The following is a 15,599-nucleotide window of genomic DNA, read 5'->3' as shown; positions in this document are numbered from 1 at the left end:
AATCGCCCGATTTCTCCCCAACCCGCAGGGCAGTTGCCTTCTCGGGCAGTCTGGGGCGTTGCAACTCTTGCCCATAGCCGGGCTATGGACGGCGAGCCGCGCCTACCAGCCCCTCCCGAGAAGGCAGCTGCGCGGCCACAAATAAATCGTAAACACGTTCTTGCCGTGCAGGCCTGCGAAAATACGGCCCATGAAAAATTACCGCATCGCCCCTTCGATCCTGTCCGCCGACTTCGCCCGCCTGGGCGATGAGGTTAAAAATGTCATCCAGGCCGGTGCTGACTGGATCCATTTTGACGTGATGGACAACCATTACGTGCCCAATCTGACCTTCGGGCCGATGATCTGCAGCGCCCTGAAGCCGCACGCCAAAAAGCCCGATGGCACGCCAGTGCCCATTGACGTGCATTTGATGGTGCAGCCCGTGGATGCGCTGGCCGCTTCGTTTGCCGATGCGGGGGCTTCCTTGATCAGCTTCCACCCCGAAGCCTCGGGCCATGTGCACCGCAGCGTGCAGGCCATCAAGTCCAAGGGCTGCCAGGCCGGCGTGGTCTTTAACCCCGCCACGCCGTTGGACGTGCTGGATTGGGTCATTGACGATATCGACCTGATCCTGATCATGAGCGTCAACCCGGGGTTCGGCGGCCAGAGCTTCATCGATTCGGCCCTGCGCAAGATTGAGCAGGCGCGCAAGCGTATCGAGGCATCTGGTAAGGACATCCGCCTGGAAGTGGACGGCGGTATCAAGACCGACAACATTGCGCGTGTGGCTTCAGCTGGCGCCGATACCTTTGTGGCGGGCAGCGCGATCTTTGGCAACCCTGATTACAAGGCGGTAATTGACAGCATGCGCGGCGCTTTGGCGGGCGTGTGACCTACCATCCGCACATGAACGACCGGACCGCACTATGGCTTTGATCATCACCGACGAGTGCATCAACTGCGATGTGTGCGAGCCCGAGTGCCCGAACGATGCGATCTACCTGGGCGAGAAGATCTACGAGATCGATCCGCACAAGTGCACCGAGTGCGTGGGCCATTTCGACGAACCGCAGTGCGTGCAGGTCTGCCCCGTGTCCTGCATCCCGGTGAACCCGGATTTTGTGGAAGACAAGGAAACCCTGCTGCAGAAATACCGGCGGCTGCAGGCCGGTATCGCCAAGCCCTAGCTCTTGTCAGGGGTCGCCGGAGCCTCTGGCGCTTTTGGGGTTTCTGGCGGACGCTCCGGCTTGGGCCGTGGCGGTTTTGTGGTGTGGATGGCCATGGTGGCTTTGTTCATATCGCCTGCCAGCAGGGCCGGCACGGCTTTCAGTGCTCGGTGCATGCTGTCTTCGATGGCATGCCGATGCTCTGCCGAGGGTTTTTTGAGCACCCAGTTGGCGACTTCTTCCCTGGACCCGGGGTGGCCTATGCCGATGCGTAAGCGCCAGTAGTCCGGGCTGCCCAGTTGGCCGTGGATATCGCGCAGGCCGTTGTGGCCCGCATGGCTGCCGCCCAGTTTGAGTTTGGCCTGGCCGGGGACCACGTCCAACTCGTCGTGCACCACCAGAATCTCGGCCGGCTGAATTTTGAAGAAGCGGGCTAATGCCGCCACTGATTTGCCAGACAGGTTCATGAAGGTCTGTGGCTTGAGCAGCCAGCGCGGTTCCCCGTCCACTACCGTGCGGGCCACGAAGCCGTAATAACTTTTATCTGGCTGCAGGCTGGTTTTCAGCTCTTGGGCCAAGGCATCTATCCACCAGAAACCGGCGTTGTGGCGGGTCGCCTCGTATTCGGGGCCGGGGTTTCCCAGGCCAACAAACAATTTGATCATGCGCAGATTATCCCGAAGCAGAAACAAAAACGGCCCACCGAGGTGGGCCGTTGTGCAAGGCTAAGAAGTGGATTACTTCTTGGCTGGCTTGGCGCCGGCCTTGCCCTTGGCGGGTGCGGCAGCAGCGGCAGCTGGATCGACAGCCACTTCTTCAGCCAGAGCCACGACGGACACCAGAGCGGGGTTTTCTTTGCCGCGGGTCACAACCGACACGCCCTTGGGCAGGGTCAGATCCTTGGCGTGCAAGGAGGAGCCCTTGGTCAGGCCACTCAGGTCCACAGCGATGAACTCAGGCAGATCGGCAGGCAGGCAGGAAATCAACAGCTCGGTCACCACGGGGGTGACCATGCAGTTTTCCGTCTTCACAGCGGGGGACACTTCCTGGCCGCTGTAGTGCAGTGGCACTTTCATGGTCAGCTTGGTGTCGGATTCCACGCGTTGGAAGTCCACGTGCAGGATCAGCTGGCGGAAGGGGTGCATTTGCACGTTGCGCAGCAGAACCTTGCTTTCCTTGCCAGCCAATTCCATGTCCAGAATGGTGGAGTGGAAGGTTTCCTTTTTCAGGGCGTGCCACAGCGCGTTGTGATCGACTTCGATCTGGCTGGCAGGCGTAGCGCCACCGTAAACGATGCCGGGGGTACGGCCAGTAATGCGGAGACGGCGGCTCGCACCCGTGCCCTGCTTTGCGCGCTCAAAAGCGACGAATTTCATAACTAACTCCTGTAAGAGTGCACCGCGACCAGTGTCACTCCGATTTCATAAAAACCGGTGGGCACAGTGCACACCGGTCTGCTTTTTGTCCTGTTCAGAACAAATAGGGGAGGCTGCTGGGATGCAGCCTTAAAACGCGCTGTCCTGGTCCGAGAACAAGCTCATGACCGACTCGCCATTGGCAATGCGTTGAATCGTTTCTGCGATCAGCGGTGCCACGGTGAGTTGACGAATTTTGGAACATGCCGCAGCAGCCGGGCTGAGCGGAATGGTGTTGGTCACCACCACTTCGTCGAGCGCAGAGCCATTGGCAATGCGTTCGATGGCGGGGCCCGAGAAAATAGGGTGCGTGCAATAGGCGTAGACCTTCTTGGCACCGCGCTCCTTCAGTACTTCGGCGGCTTTCACCAGGGTGCCCGCGGTGTCGATCATGTCGTCCATGATGACGCAGTTGCGGCCATCGATTTCACCGATCACGTGCATCACTTCACTGACATTGGCCTTGGGGCGGCGCTTGTCGATGATGGCCATGTCGCAACCCAATTGCTTGGCCAGGGCGCGTGCACGCACCACGCCACCCACGTCAGGCGAGACCACGATCAGGTCTTCGTAATTTTTTTGGCGCAGATCACCCAGCAAAACGGGCGATGCGTAAATATTGTCGACCGGAATGTCGAAGAAACCCTGGATCTGGTCGGCATGCAGATCCATGGTCAGTACGCGTTCCACGCCCACGGCCTGCAGCATATTGGCCACCACCTTGGCGGTGATGGGGACGCGCGCCGAGCGAGGGCGGCGATCTTGCCGGGCATAACCGAAATAGGGGATCACAGCGCTGATGCGCTCAGCCGACGCACGCTTGAGCGCATCGACCATGATCAGCAATTCCATCAGGTTCTCATTGGTCGGCGCGCATGTGCTTTGCACCACGAAAACGTCGCGAGCGCGCACGTTTTGGTTGATTTCAACGGTTACTTCGCCATCCGAGAAGCGACCCACGCGGGCTGCGCCCAGTGAGATGCCCAAATGTTTGGCAATATCGGAGGCCATGCCAGGATTGGCATTGCCGGTGAAAATCATGAAATCAGTGTGGTGGGGCTGCATGAACGTCTTTGCGATGAATTGACTGTGTGCATATTTTGAACATCCGCAGGTTCAAAATATTTGGCAGGGGAAGAAGGATTCGAACCTTCGCATGCTGGAATCAAAATCCAGTGCCTTAACCAACTTGGCGACTCCCCTACACGGGTCAACAGCGTGACGCTGCCAACCGATTAACCATCGCTGGATGCCCAACCCACCAGAGGATGAACATCCATATTGCTGCACTTGCGAATGCTCCAGGCGCTTGGCGCATCTGTCACATCTACATCGCTTGGCATCGGCGCAAATACCGCGCTTCCTGAGCCAGTCATTCTAGCATGTAAACCTTTGCCTCCAAGCCACTCAAGGACTTGTTTTACAGCAGGGCAAAGATTTTCTGCGACTGGCTGCAAGACGTTTTCACCGAAGTGAAGTGGCCTAGCAGCAAAGCCTGCGAGTATAGCATGGTCTGAATTGCGCTTTAGATCTGGCGAAGAAAAAATTAATTTCGTATCCAATCCTTCGGGGGGTTTGGCGACCAGAAAGCGGCTGGGCGGCAGAGACAGTGGGGTGATTTTTTCGCCAATGCCTTCGACCCAGGCGTTGCGGCCACCCACAAAAAATGGCACGTCGGCACCCAGTGGCAAAGCGATGGCCTGCAGCTGGATTACGCTGAGTTTCAAGTTCCACAGGCGGTTCAATGCCAGCAAGCACGACGCTGCATCCGATGAGCCGCCGCCCATGCCGGCCTGTGCGGGTATGTCTTTGTGCACGCCGATATGCGCACCTTGCCGTGTGCCGGTGGCGGCCTGCAAGGCCCGAGCTGCGCGCAACACCAGATCGTCTGGCGGCAGTGGGGTGCTGAGATCTTCGCGGCTGAGCTGGCCGTCGCTGCGCAACTCGAAGTGCATGGTGTCGCACCAGTCGATCAGCATGAAGACGGATTGCAGCAGGTGGTAGCCGTCTTCACGGCGGCCGGTGATGTGCAAAAAAAGATTCAGTTTGGCTGGGGCGGCTACGTCGTACAGGGCTTGCATGTTTATTGGTCGATGACGACCCGCAGCGTGGCTGTGGGTTGGGGCTGGCTGCGCACCGCGTTCAGGCGCCCGTCGGCCAGCTGCGACAGGTCGGCTTGCCAGCCGGCTATGGGGGTATTGTCGCCACGCAGCCAGTCGAACAACGCCGCGACGGGCAGTGGGGCGCCCGTGGCTTGCTCTACCAGGGTTGCCAACGAGTCAAACTGGCGTGTTTCGCCGCGTGCCAGCAATGTGGCGGTGCCGGGCTGCCAGGCCATGCGGGCAACGGTTCCACCTAGCGGGTTAAACAGGTTGAGTTCGCCTGTTTGGGCTGAGCCTTTGAGTTCAAAGCCCGCCGAGAAAGACTGGGCGGCAGAACCTTCCACCTGCAATGCCAGGCGGCCACTCCAGAATGGGGTGCCTTCGGTGCGCTGTGTGGTGGTGCCGAGATGGGCACAGCCGCTGAGCAGCGCGATGCACAGCAACAGACCCCAGCGGCGAGTGAATTGCTTCAAAGTTTTACGTGCAGGCGCTTGAGGGTTTCCTGCAGTGTTTCGTTGTCGGCATTGAGTTGCAGCCCTTCTTTCCAGATGCTGGTAGCTCGTTCGCGTTGGCCCATGGCCCACAGGACTTCACCCAGGTGGGCGGCAATTTCGGCGTCGGGCTTCGCCTTGTAGGCAGAGTCCAGCACGCGTAAAGCTTCGGTTTGGTTACCCATGCGGAATTCCACCCAGCCCATGCTGTCGGAAATATAGGGATCGTTGGGCACGAACTCCAGGGCCTTGCGTATCAAGTCCCGGGCTTCCGGTAGCCGGATGTTGCGGTCCGCCAGGGAATAGCCCAGTGCGTTATAGGCATGGTGGTAAGTCGGCTTGAGTTGAATCAACTGGCGCAGCAGGCGCTCCATCTCATCCAGCTTGTTGAGTCTTTCGGCCAGCATGGCCTGGTCGTAGAGAAGGTCGGTGTCGTCGGGCGATTGTTTGATGGCGGCGGCCATCAGCTCGTAGGCCGCTTTGTATTGTTTGTTGTCACGCAGCAGCTGTACTTCGGCCACCAGCTTCTGCCGTGCGTCCGTGGGGCCTTGTTCCGGCAGTGCTTGCAGCAATGCGCGGGCTTGCGCCAGCTTGCCCTGCTTGGCTAGCAGGCTTGCCCGGCGGCCCTGTACTGCGATACGGTCTTGCCCGTCGTCGATTTTCTGCAGCCAGGCGTCTGCCCCGGCGTAGTCCTTACGGCTTTCGGCGATCTGGGCCAGGGATAAATAGGCCTGTGCCATGCCACGGGTGCGGGCTTCTCCTGCGGGCAAGGGTTGGGCCAGTGCCACGAATTGCTTGAAAGAGGTTTCGGCTGCTGCAAGCTGCTTGTCTTGTAGCTGCAGACTACCTTGCAACAGCCAGCCGTCGGCAAAGTCAGGGTTTTGCTCGGTCAGTAGCTTGGCTTGTGCACTTGCATCGTCGAAGCGTTGTCCGTCGATCAACACCCGTGCATAGCTCATGCGCAGCTCTGGCGCCGGTTGGCCGGCCATATAGTGCTGCACGATGGGTTCGGCCAAAGGCGTTTGGGGTCCCATCATTTCAAGAGCCAGCATGGCGGGGCCTGGGGCGTTGCGGTCGATTTCCTGGGCGCGGCGTGCGGCATCCAGGGCGCCTGTGCTGTCGCCTGCAGCCAGGCGCATGCGGCCCACGGTGGTCCAGGCATTTGCGCCTACGCTGGGGCTGGCGAGGTAGTCTGCCAACGCCGTTTCCACCACGCTGGCAGCCTGTTTCTTGTCAGAGCTTTGTGCGTAGCTCGGAGGTATGGCGTTGATGGCCGCGGCCCGCTCCATGGCCGGGGCCATGGCCAGTTCGTTTTTCAGCGGTTCGGCGGTGTCAGCGACACGGTTTAGCGCCAACAGTATTTGCAGGACGTAGCGGTTGGCTTCGCGGGAATAGGGCTGGGCCTTGTTCCATGCGCGTGCGGCTTGCAGCGCAGCATCGCCCGAGCGGGACTGCAGCGCAATTTCGATGGCCCGTTGGTACAGGCTGGCGTCGTCGGCTTTGCGTGCGCCTTCCAGATATAGCTGGTAGGCGTAGCCGGGCTCGCCGCCTGCCGCATTCAGTTCACCCAGCAGCAGAATGTAGAACAGCTCGCCATTCAATGCAGACTGTGCCGGCTCCGTAGAGGGGGTGCCAAGTGTTTGCGCCTGTGCGGGCAAACTACCTGTGATCAGGGCCAGTGTGGCAAGACTGGTGGTGGCTAAACGTTGGAATCGCTTCATCGGCTCATAATAATCCAAGCCTGCGAACTTACTGCTTATAGGGGGCTTGCCACCCTTGCCCTTGAAAATACTTTACCTGAATCCCTGCACGCCATGCCCGAATTACCCGAGGTGGAAGTCACCCGACTGAGTTTTGCCGATCGCATCCAGGGCGCACGCATACAGCAGCTGCGTATGGGCAAGCCGCTGCGCTGGCCCTTGGGCTGCGACACCTCCTTGCTGCAGGGGCGCACGGTGTTGCAGGTGCGTCGGCGCGGCAAATACCTGCTGCTGGACCTGGACCGTGGCCTGCTCCTGTTGCATCTGGGCATGTCTGGCAGCCTGCATTTCGCATCTGAGTTGCCGCCTGCCGGGGTGCATGATCACTGCGACCTGTTCACCAGCCGGGGCACGCTGCGTTTGCACGACCCGCGCCGGTTCGGCGCCGTGGTGTATGCCGACAGCCAGGATGCGCCGGTTGCGACCAAGTTGTTGGGGCACCTGGGCATGGAGCCGCTGGGCGACGATTTCCCCCTGGCTGCGTTCTACGCGGGCCTGCACGCGCGCAAGACGGCCATCAAGCAGGTACTGCTGGCGGGTGAGGTAGTGGTGGGGGTTGGCAATATCTATGCCTCCGAGGCGCTGTTCTTGGCCGGTATCCGCCCTACGACCAAAGCGTCCAGCATAGGCCGTGCGCGGGTGGCCAGGCTGCACGAGGCGGTGCGCACAGTGCTGGCGCGCGCCGTGCTGAAAGGCGGCAGCACCTTGCGCGACTTCTCCAATGCCCACGGTGAAAGCGGGTATTTTCAGCTGGAGGCGATGGTCTATGACCGCCAGGGCCTGCCATGCCGGGCTTGTGGCAGCACAATACAGCTCCTGCGACAAGGCCAGCGGTCTACCTATTTCTGTCCGCAATGCCAAAAGCGCTAGTGCCCGCAAATTACGGTGCCAGGCGGTGCTATATTGATTTTTTAACGCCCTATGTAAAGCACAGCCCACCGTGGTGACCTCCATCAATCAACAATTAGGCGAATACGCGGCCTGGCGACGCGAATTCGTGCTGCGCTTGAAGCTGCTTTCAGCCTGGATGAAAGAGCACGCCTTGATGGACGCCGGGGTTGAGGCCCGCCTGCAGCGTCTGGAAGAGCAGATGCGCAGCGACAAGGTCACCGTGGCCTTCGTGGCCGAGTTTTCACGCGGCAAGTCGGAGCTGATCAACGCTCTGTTTTTCGCTGGCTACGGGCGGCGCATCATGCCCGCCAGCGCCGGCCGCACCACTATGTGCCCGACCGAGCTGCGTTTCGATGTCGGCACGCCGCCCAGCTTGCGCCTGCTGCCCATCGAATCCCGCCTGCTGCCCCAGTCCTTGGCCGAATGGCGCCAGTCGCCTGACAAGTGGACCCAGTTCGAGCTGGACGTGGACAACGCCGAACATCTGGCCCACGCTTTGGAAAAGGTCACCGAAGTCCGCCGGGTAAGCCAGTCCGAGGCCCGTGCCCTGGGCTTCTGGCATGACGAAGTGCCTGAGGACAACCCCGTGCTCGACGCCGAAGGCAAGGTGGAAGTGCCGCGCTGGCGGCATGCCGTGGTGAATGTGGAGCACCCTCTGCTGGCCCAAGGCCTGGTGATTCTGGATACGCCTGGGCTAAATGCGATTGGCGCCGAACCCGAGTTGACCGTCAACCTGATCCCCCAGGCCAATGCCGTGGTCTTCATGCTGGCGGCCGACACCGGCGTGACCAAGTCCGACCTGGCAGTATGGCGAGAGCACCTGGGCCTGGATGGCGAAAACAGCCATGCGCGCCTGGTCGTGCTGAACAAGGTTGACACCTTATGGGATACGCTGAGCTCAGCTGAACAGCTACAGACACAGATCGACCGCCAGCGTGCCGAGTCGGCCGCGCTGCTGGGCGTGGCGGTGGAGCGCGTATTGGCCGTGTCGGCCCAGAAGGGCCTGGTGGCCAAGATCGGCGCCAACGCGGCCCTGCTGGAAGCCAGCGGCCTGCCTCTGCTGGAGACAGCGCTCAGTGAAGGCATTCTGGGCCAGCGCCATGCCATCTTGCGCGATGAATTGTCGCGCGGCATTTCTGATTTGCGCAAGGAAACAGGTCGTGTGCTGCACATCCGCCGCCGCGACCTGGCCGAGCAAAAGCAGGAGTTGCAGGGGCTGGGTGGCAAGAACACGGTGGTAGTGAAAAACATGCGCTCCCGCATCGAGCAGGAAAAGCGCGCTTTCGAGATGGGCAGCACCAAGATACAGGCCGTGCGCTCCGTGCAGCACCGCCTGCTGAGTGAAGTGTTTGCGTTGCTGGGCAGCCGCGCGGTGAAGGCCGAAATGGCATTGCTGGCCCAGGCCCTGCGCCAGCCCGGCCTGAAGCTGGGCGCCAAGGGCGTGTACACCGCCACCTTTACTCGGCTGCGTGACAACCTGGCCCGCGCCCAGGCCTTGGCGCAGGAGATGCAGCAGATGCTGGAAGGCACCTTCCGCCAGCTGAATGCCGAATACAGCTTCTCCTTGCAGCTGTATGGCATGCCCGATGTGCCGCACTACCAGGGCGAGCTGGACCAGATCGAGAACAGCCATATTCAGTACCTGGGCCTGCGCAATGTGATGAAGCTGGCCCAGCCCGAGTTTGTCGAGAGGCTGGTGCGGGCATTGACCGCGCGCCTGCGCCTGGTTTTCGAGTCGGCGTTTGGCGATGTGGAGCTGTGGAGCAAATCTGCCGCCGCCCAGCTGGACGACCAGCTCAAAGAACGGCAAAAAAGCTTTGTGCGGCGCATAGAAGCCATAGACCGCATCCAGGAAGCCGCCGGCGGCCTGGATGAGCGGGTTGCCGAAATCGAAGCACAAGAAGCGGTGCTGGGCCAGTTCGACACCCGCCTGCAGTTGCTGACCTCGTACTTTATTTCCACCGCCAGTGCGCATTTGCCGCCCCGGCCCGAGGTGGCATGACGGCGGCCTTGGCCGCACGCGAGGCCGCTCCCCCGTTTGCATCGCACCAGGCGGTGGCGACCGCGTTTGCTTCGCAGGTGATCTACTGGCAGCAAAGCCATGGCCGCAACAGCCTGCCCTGGCAAAACACGCAGGACCCTTACCGTGTCTGGCTGTCTGAAATCATGCTGCAGCAGACCCAGGTAAGCTCGGTATTGGAGTATTTCCCGCGCTTTCTGGTCCGCTTCCCGGATGTGCAGAGCCTGGCCGCTGCTGGCCTGGACGATGTGCTGGCTTTGTGGAGCGGCCTGGGCTACTACAGCCGCGCCCGCAACCTGCACCGCTGCGCCCAGCAGGTCATGGAAGTGCACGGCGGCCGCTTCCCGCCTACAGCGGAGCTGCTGCAGACCTTGCCCGGCATAGGCCGTTCGACGGCGGCCGCGATTGCCTCGTTCTGCTATGGCGAGCGCGCCGCCATCCTGGATGCAAATGTGAAGCGGGTGCTGACCCGGGTGCTGGGTTTTGATGCCGACCTGGCCGTGGCCGCCAATGAGCGCGCGCTGTGGGACCAGGCCACCGCCTTGCTGCCCGCCCAGGCCGGTTTGCACACTATGCCGCGCTATACCCAGGGCTTGATGGACCTGGGCGCCACAGTTTGCATGCCGCGCCAGCCCACCTGCCTGCTGTGTCCGGTGCAGCCGGTTTGCACCGCCCAGCGCGAGGGCGCACCAGAGAAATATCCCGTCAAAACCCGCAAGCTCAAGCGCAGCACCGAATCCTGGTGGCTGCTGTGGGCGCAGGACGCGGCTGGCCGCGTGTGGCTGCAGCGCCGGCCGGATGCCGGCGTGTGGGCCGGCCTGTACTGCCTGCCGGTGTTCGACAGCCGCGAGGCGCTGGCCGACACGACCGGGGTGGCAGAGTTGGATGATCTGCCGGTATTTCTGCACGTGCTGACGCACAAAGACCTGTACCTTCACCCTGTGCGGCTGCAGTTGCCGCCGGGCACGCGCCCGGGCCTGGATGGCGACTGGGTAGAGGCTGCGCGTTGGCCCGAGGTCGGCTTGCCTGCACCCATACGCAAGCTGCTGTCTGCAGCTTGATGTAAATCAGTTTGCTATTGATTGTGTAGCTGCTAGCGCAGGTATCTTCTGCGCTAGAGGCACTTTTTATTTAAAAAATAGTGGCGCCTGCCGTAGGTTCGGTGGACGGCCCCCGGGCGCTGGCCCGCGCGTCCAGTTCGCGGTGTCGCTTCAGGGTGACCCAGCGGGTGTTGAACGCCGCGGCCAATTGCTCCACCAAATAGACCGAGCGGTGCTGCCCGCCGGTGCAGCCCACCGCCACCGTGACGTAGCTGCGGTGGTCGCGCGCCAGCCGCTCCAGCCAGTGCGAAAGGAATTGCTCGATGTGGGTGAACATTTGCGCCACGTCGCGGCTTTTGTGCAGAAACTCGGCTACCGGCGCATCGCGCCCGGTCAGCGGGCGCAGTTCGGCCTCGTAGTGCGGGTTGGGTAGCATGCGCACGTCGAACACATAGTCCGCGTCCACAGGAATGCCGCGCTTGAAGGCGAAGGACTCGAACACCAGCGTCAGCTGTGCATCGGGCGCGGCCACCAGGGACTTGATGTAGCTCTGCAGCTGCGAGGGGCGGATGATGCTGGAGTCGATCACATGGGCCAGGTCGCGCAGGTCGGACAGCAGCTCGCGCTCCAGCTCGATGGCCTCCACCAGTGCGTGCTGCTGGTCTACCTGGTCTGAGCGCGATAGCGGGTGCTTACGCCGGGTTTCGGAGTAGCGCTGCACCAGGGTGTCGGTGGTGGCGTCCAGAAACAATGATTTGACCGTGACGCCGCTTTTGCGCAGCGTGGACAGGTACTGCGGCACCAGGGGCAGCGAGGTGGCGCTGCGCACGTCCATGGCAATCGCCACCTTCTGTGCGCCCTGGGTCTGCTCCAGCTTGGCAAAGCTCAGCAGCAGCTCGGGTGGCAGATTGTCCACACAGTAGTAGCCCGCGTCTTCCAGCGCATGCAGGGCGACCGACTTGCCCGAACCGGACATGCCGGTGATGAGGATGATTTCAAGTTTCATGGCGCTTAGGAGTAGGTGGGACCCAGCATTTCCTTGGCGTGTGCCAAGGTGGTGCCGGATAGTTTTTCACCGCCCAGCATGCGCGCAACCTCGGCCACGCGCTGCTCGCCCTGCACCAAGGCCACGCTGCTGACCGTGCTTTTGCCGTCGTGCTGCTTGGCCACCACCAAGTGGTGGTCGGCACAGGCCGCTACCTGGGGCAGGTGGGTGACGGCCAGCACCTGGCGGTCGCGGCCCAGCTGCTTCATCAGCCGGCCCACCGTTTCGGCCACGGCGCCGCCCACGCCGGAATCCACTTCGTCAAAAATCAATGTTTGCGCCGTGCCTAGCTCGCTGGTGGTGACGGCAATCGCCAGCGCGATGCGCGACAGCTCGCCGCCCGAGGCCACTTTGCCCACCGCGCGCGGCGTGCTGCCGGCGTGGCCGGCCACCAGGAACTGCACCTCTTCCATGCCGCTGGCGCTGGGCTCGATCTTTTGCAGTGCCACCTGAAACTGGCCGCCCTGCATACCCAGGCCCTGCATCGCCAGGGTGATGGCCTTGGCCAGCTTCGGGGCGGCGAGGGCGCGGACCTTGGTTAGTGCCTGGGCTTCGGCCAGATAGGTCTTGTGCGCCTGGCGCTCGGCGGCTTCTAGCTTGCCGGTGTCGGCGGCGGCATCGAGCCGGGCCAGCTCGGTTTTCCAGCTGTCCAGCAGGGCGGGCAGCTCAGGGGGCGTACGTTTGTAGCGCCGCGCCAGCGATACCCATTGCGCCATGCGTTCGTCCAGCTCGGACAGGCGGTCCGGGTCCAGCTCGGTCTTGCGCAGCGTGGCGTGCAGCGAATGCGCGGCATCTTCGGCCTGCGCCAGACTGGAGGCTAAAACCTCGGCTAGCGCAGCATATTCGGGCGCAATGTGCTCCTGATTATGTAGCGCTGTGTAGGCACGCGACAGGCCGGTCAGTGCACCGGAGTCCTCACCTTCGAGGGCATCGATGGCGGCCTGCACCGCGTCCAGCAGGGCCTGGGCGTGCGAAAGCCGGGTGTGCTCGGCGTTCAGTCCGTCCCATTCGTCTGCGCCGGGCGCCAGCTTGCCGACCTCGCCAATTTGCCAGGCCAGACGCTCCTGCTCCTGTTGCAGCGAATCGCGGGCGGCATGGGCGTCGGTCAGCGCTTTTTGGGCGCTGCGCCACTGGGTCCAGTAGCTTTGCAAGGCGCTGGTATTGCAGCCCGCGTAGGCATCCAGCAGGCCGCGCACGGTGTCGGGCCGGGTCAGGCTTTGCCAGGCGTGCTGGCCGTGGATGTCCAGCAGCAGGTCGCCGATTTCACGCAGCTGCGTGGCGGTGGCCGGGCTGCCGTTGATCCAGGAACGGCTCTTGCCTTGTGTGTCCACGGTACGGCGCAGCAGCAGGCTGTCGCCCAGGTCAAAGCCGGCGTCTTCCAGCCAGGCCGTGGTGGCGGGGGCGGTGTCGAATTCGGCGCTGATATCGGCCCGGGTCGCGCCCTCGCGCACGGTGCCTGCGTCGGCCCGGCTGCCCAGGGCCAGTTGTAGGGCGTCTATCAATATGGATTTGCCCGCACCGGTTTCGCCTGTGAGCACGCTGAAGCCGGTGTGCAGGTCCAGTTCTAGCTCGCGCACGATCACGAAGTCGCGCAGGGTGATGCGTTTCAATGCCATGGCTCAGGCGCCCTCGTTCCAGTGAAGTTTTTTACGCAGGGTGTCGAAGTAGCTCCAGCCCTGGGGGTGCAGAAAGCGCACGCGGTGCTCGGAGCGGCGCACGACGATGCGGTCACCGTGTTGCAGGGTGGCCAGCGACTGCATGTCGAAGTTCGCGCTGGCATCTCGGCCTGCTATGAGTTCTATAGCTACCTCCGCAGCATCTGCCAGCACGATAGGCCTGTTTGTCAATGTGTGCGGGGCAATGGGCACCATCAGCCAGCCGGGGATGGAAGGGTGCATCAGCGGCCCGCCGGCCGACAGCGCGTAGGCGGTGGAGCCGGTGGGCGTGGCGATGATCAGGCCGTCGGCCCGCTGGTTGGACACCAGGTGGCCGTCCACCTCCACCCGCAGCTCCACCATGCCAGAGGTAGCGCCGCGGTTCACCACCACGTCGTTCATGGCCAGTGCGCTGAATACGCATTCACCCGCCCGCATGACCCGGGCGTGCATCAGGCTGCGGTGGTCTTCCTCGAAAGCGCCCAGCAGCATCGGCGTCAGCGTGGCCTGGTAATTGTTGAGCGGGATGTCGGTAATAAAGCCCAGGCGCCCCTGGTTGATACCGATCAACGGCACGCCGTACTGGGCCACCTGCCGGCCTATGCCGAGCATGGTGCCGTCGCCGCCGACCACCAGGCCCAGGTCGCATTGCTTGCCAATCGCGTCTACATCCAGTGCCGGATAGCCCTGCAGGCCGGTGTTGGCCACCGTGTCCAGGTCCACCACCACGGAGCATCCTTGGCTGCTTAAAAAAAGTGCAATATCCTCCAGCACCTTGCATGATGAGGCGTTGGCGACATGGGTGCCCGGTGCAGCATATTTCCCAAATAGCGCCACGTGGCGGAATTGTGATTTCATCTACAAATTACATCATTAAAATGGTGACATGCTCGATGACCGTGCCAAGTTGTTAATGAAAGCGCTGGTCGAGCGCTATATCGCCGATGGCCAGCCGATTGGCTCGCGCACCTTGTCCAAAGCCTCGGGCCTGGACCTGTCGCCAGCCACCATCCGCAATGTGATGTCCGACCTGGAAGAGCTGGGTCTGATCGTCAGCCCGCACACCTCGGCCGGCCGCATCCCCACCGCGCGTGGCTACCGCCTGTTTGTGGACACCATGCTCACCGCCCAGCCCGGCCCGCTGGCACCGCCCAAGCTGGTGGCCGAGCAGCCGCAGAAAGTCATCGTCAACGCTGCCAACCTGCTGTCCAACCTGTCGCAGTTTGTCGGCGTGGTGATGGCGCCGCGGCGCACCTCGGTGTTTCGCCATATCGAATTTTTGCGCCTGTCCGAGCGGCGCTTTCTGGTCATCATCGTTTCGCCCGAGGGCGATGTGCAGAACCGCGTGATCTTCACCGAGGTCGATTACTCGTCCTCGCAACTGGTCGAGGCGGCCAATTACCTGAACGGCAATTACGCCGGCTTGTCCATCGAGCAGGTGCGCGAACGCTTGAAGAATGAGGTTGAATCTTTGCGCGGCGAAATCGCCAGCCTGATGCAGGCGGCGGTGAATGCCGGCTCCGAAGCCCTGGCGCGCGAGCAGGACGAGGTCGTCATTTCCGGAGAGCGCAACCTGCTGTCCGTCAGCGACTTTTCCAGCGACATGGGCCATCTGCGCCGGGCGTTTGATCTGTTCGAGCAAAAGACCCAGCTGATGCGCTTGTTGGATGTCTCCAGCCGGGCTGAGGGCGTTCGTATTTATATCGGTGGTGAAAGCCAGGTCGTGCCCTTCGAAGAGCTGTCCATCGTCAGCGCACCCTATGAGGTCGATGGCCAGATCGTAGGCACCTTGGGCGTCATCGGTCCCACCCGCATGGCCTATGACCGCATGATCCAAATTGTGGACATTACGTCCAAGCTGGTCAGCAACGCCCTCAGCCACCAAAAATAGGCCCCGGCGCCAGTTAGAATGCTGGGTTGTGTGGGGCGTTAGCTCAGTTGGTTAGAGCAGAGGACTCATAATCCTTTGGTCGAGTGTTCAAGTCACTCACGCCCTACCATTTCATCTTTTGCATGAAAAGGTTCCCATGAT

15 protein-coding genes and 2 tRNA genes are annotated in these 15,599 nt (G+C 61.9%); 7 read left to right on the top strand and 10 right to left on the bottom strand.

Features of this window, described 5'->3' with window-relative positions; all coding sequences use genetic code 11:
- Nucleotides 1–190 precede the first annotated feature (190 nt).
- The gene (gene rpe / locus AC07R0_RS24885) at nt 191–874 is read left to right on the top strand and encodes a ribulose-phosphate 3-epimerase (protein ID WP_495098936.1); all 684 of its coding nucleotides are present in this window, start codon (nt 191–193) and stop codon (nt 872–874) included.
- Between the two features lie 34 nt (nt 875–908).
- Complete coding sequence (locus AC07R0_RS24880; RefSeq protein ID WP_490592199.1) at nt 909–1,169, top strand: YfhL family 4Fe-4S dicluster ferredoxin; 261 nt, start codon at nt 909–911, stop codon at nt 1,167–1,169.
- Here AC07R0_RS24880 and pth read toward each other — a convergent pair.
- The 7 genes from pth to AC07R0_RS24845 form a co-directional block, all read right to left on the bottom strand.
- On the bottom strand, nt 1,166–1,813 hold the full coding sequence (gene pth, locus AC07R0_RS24875) for an aminoacyl-tRNA hydrolase (protein ID WP_495098935.1): 648 nt from the start codon (nt 1,811–1,813) through the stop codon (nt 1,166–1,168). The genes AC07R0_RS24880 and pth overlap by 4 nt on opposite strands.
- Nucleotides 1,814–1,885: 72 nt before the next feature.
- Complete coding sequence (locus AC07R0_RS24870) at nt 1,886–2,524, bottom strand: 50S ribosomal protein L25/general stress protein Ctc (RefSeq protein WP_495075133.1); 639 nt, start codon at nt 2,522–2,524, stop codon at nt 1,886–1,888.
- Between the two features lie 129 nt (nt 2,525–2,653).
- Complete coding sequence (locus AC07R0_RS24865; protein WP_495075134.1) at nt 2,654–3,628, bottom strand: ribose-phosphate pyrophosphokinase; 975 nt, start codon at nt 3,626–3,628, stop codon at nt 2,654–2,656.
- A 61-nt stretch (nt 3,629–3,689) separates the two neighbouring features.
- Nucleotides 3,690–3,766: transfer RNA gene (locus AC07R0_RS24860), tRNA-Gln, on the bottom strand.
- A gap of 32 nt (nt 3,767–3,798) precedes the next feature.
- Nucleotides 3,799–4,644, bottom strand: coding sequence for a 4-(cytidine 5'-diphospho)-2-C-methyl-D-erythritol kinase (gene ispE / locus AC07R0_RS24855; RefSeq protein WP_495075135.1), 846 nt, complete (start codon nt 4,642–4,644; stop codon nt 3,799–3,801).
- Between the two features lie 2 nt (nt 4,645–4,646).
- Complete coding sequence (locus tag AC07R0_RS24850; protein ID WP_495106900.1) at nt 4,647–5,138, bottom strand: lipoprotein insertase outer membrane protein LolB; 492 nt, start codon at nt 5,136–5,138, stop codon at nt 4,647–4,649.
- Nucleotides 5,135–6,877 (bottom strand): tetratricopeptide repeat protein, encoded by a 1,743-nt coding sequence (locus AC07R0_RS24845; RefSeq protein WP_495106899.1) that lies wholly within the window; start codon nt 6,875–6,877, stop codon nt 5,135–5,137. The genes AC07R0_RS24850 and AC07R0_RS24845 overlap by 4 nt, the downstream gene beginning before the upstream one ends.
- Nucleotides 6,878–6,970: 93 nt before the next feature.
- Here AC07R0_RS24845 and mutM point away from each other — a divergent pair, with 93 nt between their 5' ends.
- From mutM to mutY, 3 genes are all read left to right on the top strand, one after another.
- Entirely contained in the window at nt 6,971–7,786 is an 816-nt protein-coding gene (mutM, locus tag AC07R0_RS24840; protein WP_495098930.1) for a bifunctional DNA-formamidopyrimidine glycosylase/DNA-(apurinic or apyrimidinic site) lyase, read from the top strand.
- A gap of 70 nt (nt 7,787–7,856) precedes the next feature.
- Entirely contained in the window at nt 7,857–9,809 is a 1,953-nt protein-coding gene (locus tag AC07R0_RS24835) for a dynamin family protein (protein WP_495106898.1), read from the top strand.
- Nucleotides 9,806–10,888, top strand: coding sequence for an A/G-specific adenine glycosylase (mutY, locus tag AC07R0_RS24830; protein WP_495106897.1), 1,083 nt, complete (start codon nt 9,806–9,808; stop codon nt 10,886–10,888). The genes AC07R0_RS24835 and mutY overlap by 4 nt, the downstream gene beginning before the upstream one ends.
- 70 nt (nt 10,889–10,958) lie before the next feature.
- Here mutY and rapZ read toward each other — a convergent pair whose 3' ends face one another.
- From rapZ to AC07R0_RS24815, 3 genes are read right to left on the bottom strand one after another with little or no spacing between them, the layout of a single operon-like run.
- Nucleotides 10,959–11,873, bottom strand: a complete 915-nt coding sequence (gene rapZ / locus AC07R0_RS24825) for an RNase adapter RapZ (protein ID WP_495106896.1) — start codon at nt 11,871–11,873, stop codon at nt 10,959–10,961.
- A 5-nt stretch (nt 11,874–11,878) separates the two neighbouring features.
- Nucleotides 11,879–13,528 (bottom strand): DNA repair protein RecN, encoded by a 1,650-nt coding sequence (recN, locus tag AC07R0_RS24820; protein WP_495106895.1) that lies wholly within the window; start codon nt 13,526–13,528, stop codon nt 11,879–11,881.
- Between the two features lie 3 nt (nt 13,529–13,531).
- Entirely contained in the window at nt 13,532–14,425 is an 894-nt protein-coding gene (locus AC07R0_RS24815) for an NAD kinase (RefSeq protein ID WP_495106894.1), read from the bottom strand.
- Nucleotides 14,426–14,453: 28 nt separating this feature from the next.
- Here AC07R0_RS24815 and hrcA point away from each other — a divergent pair, with 28 nt between their 5' ends.
- Together hrcA and AC07R0_RS24805 are read left to right on the top strand one after the other, a co-directional pair.
- Nucleotides 14,454–15,458: a heat-inducible transcriptional repressor HrcA gene (hrcA, locus tag AC07R0_RS24810; protein WP_495075144.1), complete on the top strand. Its 1,005-nt coding sequence runs from the start codon at nt 14,454–14,456 to the stop codon at nt 15,456–15,458.
- Nucleotides 15,459–15,490: 32 nt separating this feature from the next.
- Nucleotides 15,491–15,567 (top strand) — tRNA-Ile (locus tag AC07R0_RS24805).
- Nucleotides 15,568–15,599: the final 32 nt, after the last annotated feature.

This window comes from Rhodoferax sp. GW821-FHT07F03, assembly GCF_059418745.1.
The sequence above is the reverse complement of the archived record's forward strand: the minus strand, read 5'-3'. Positions and strand labels throughout refer to the sequence as shown.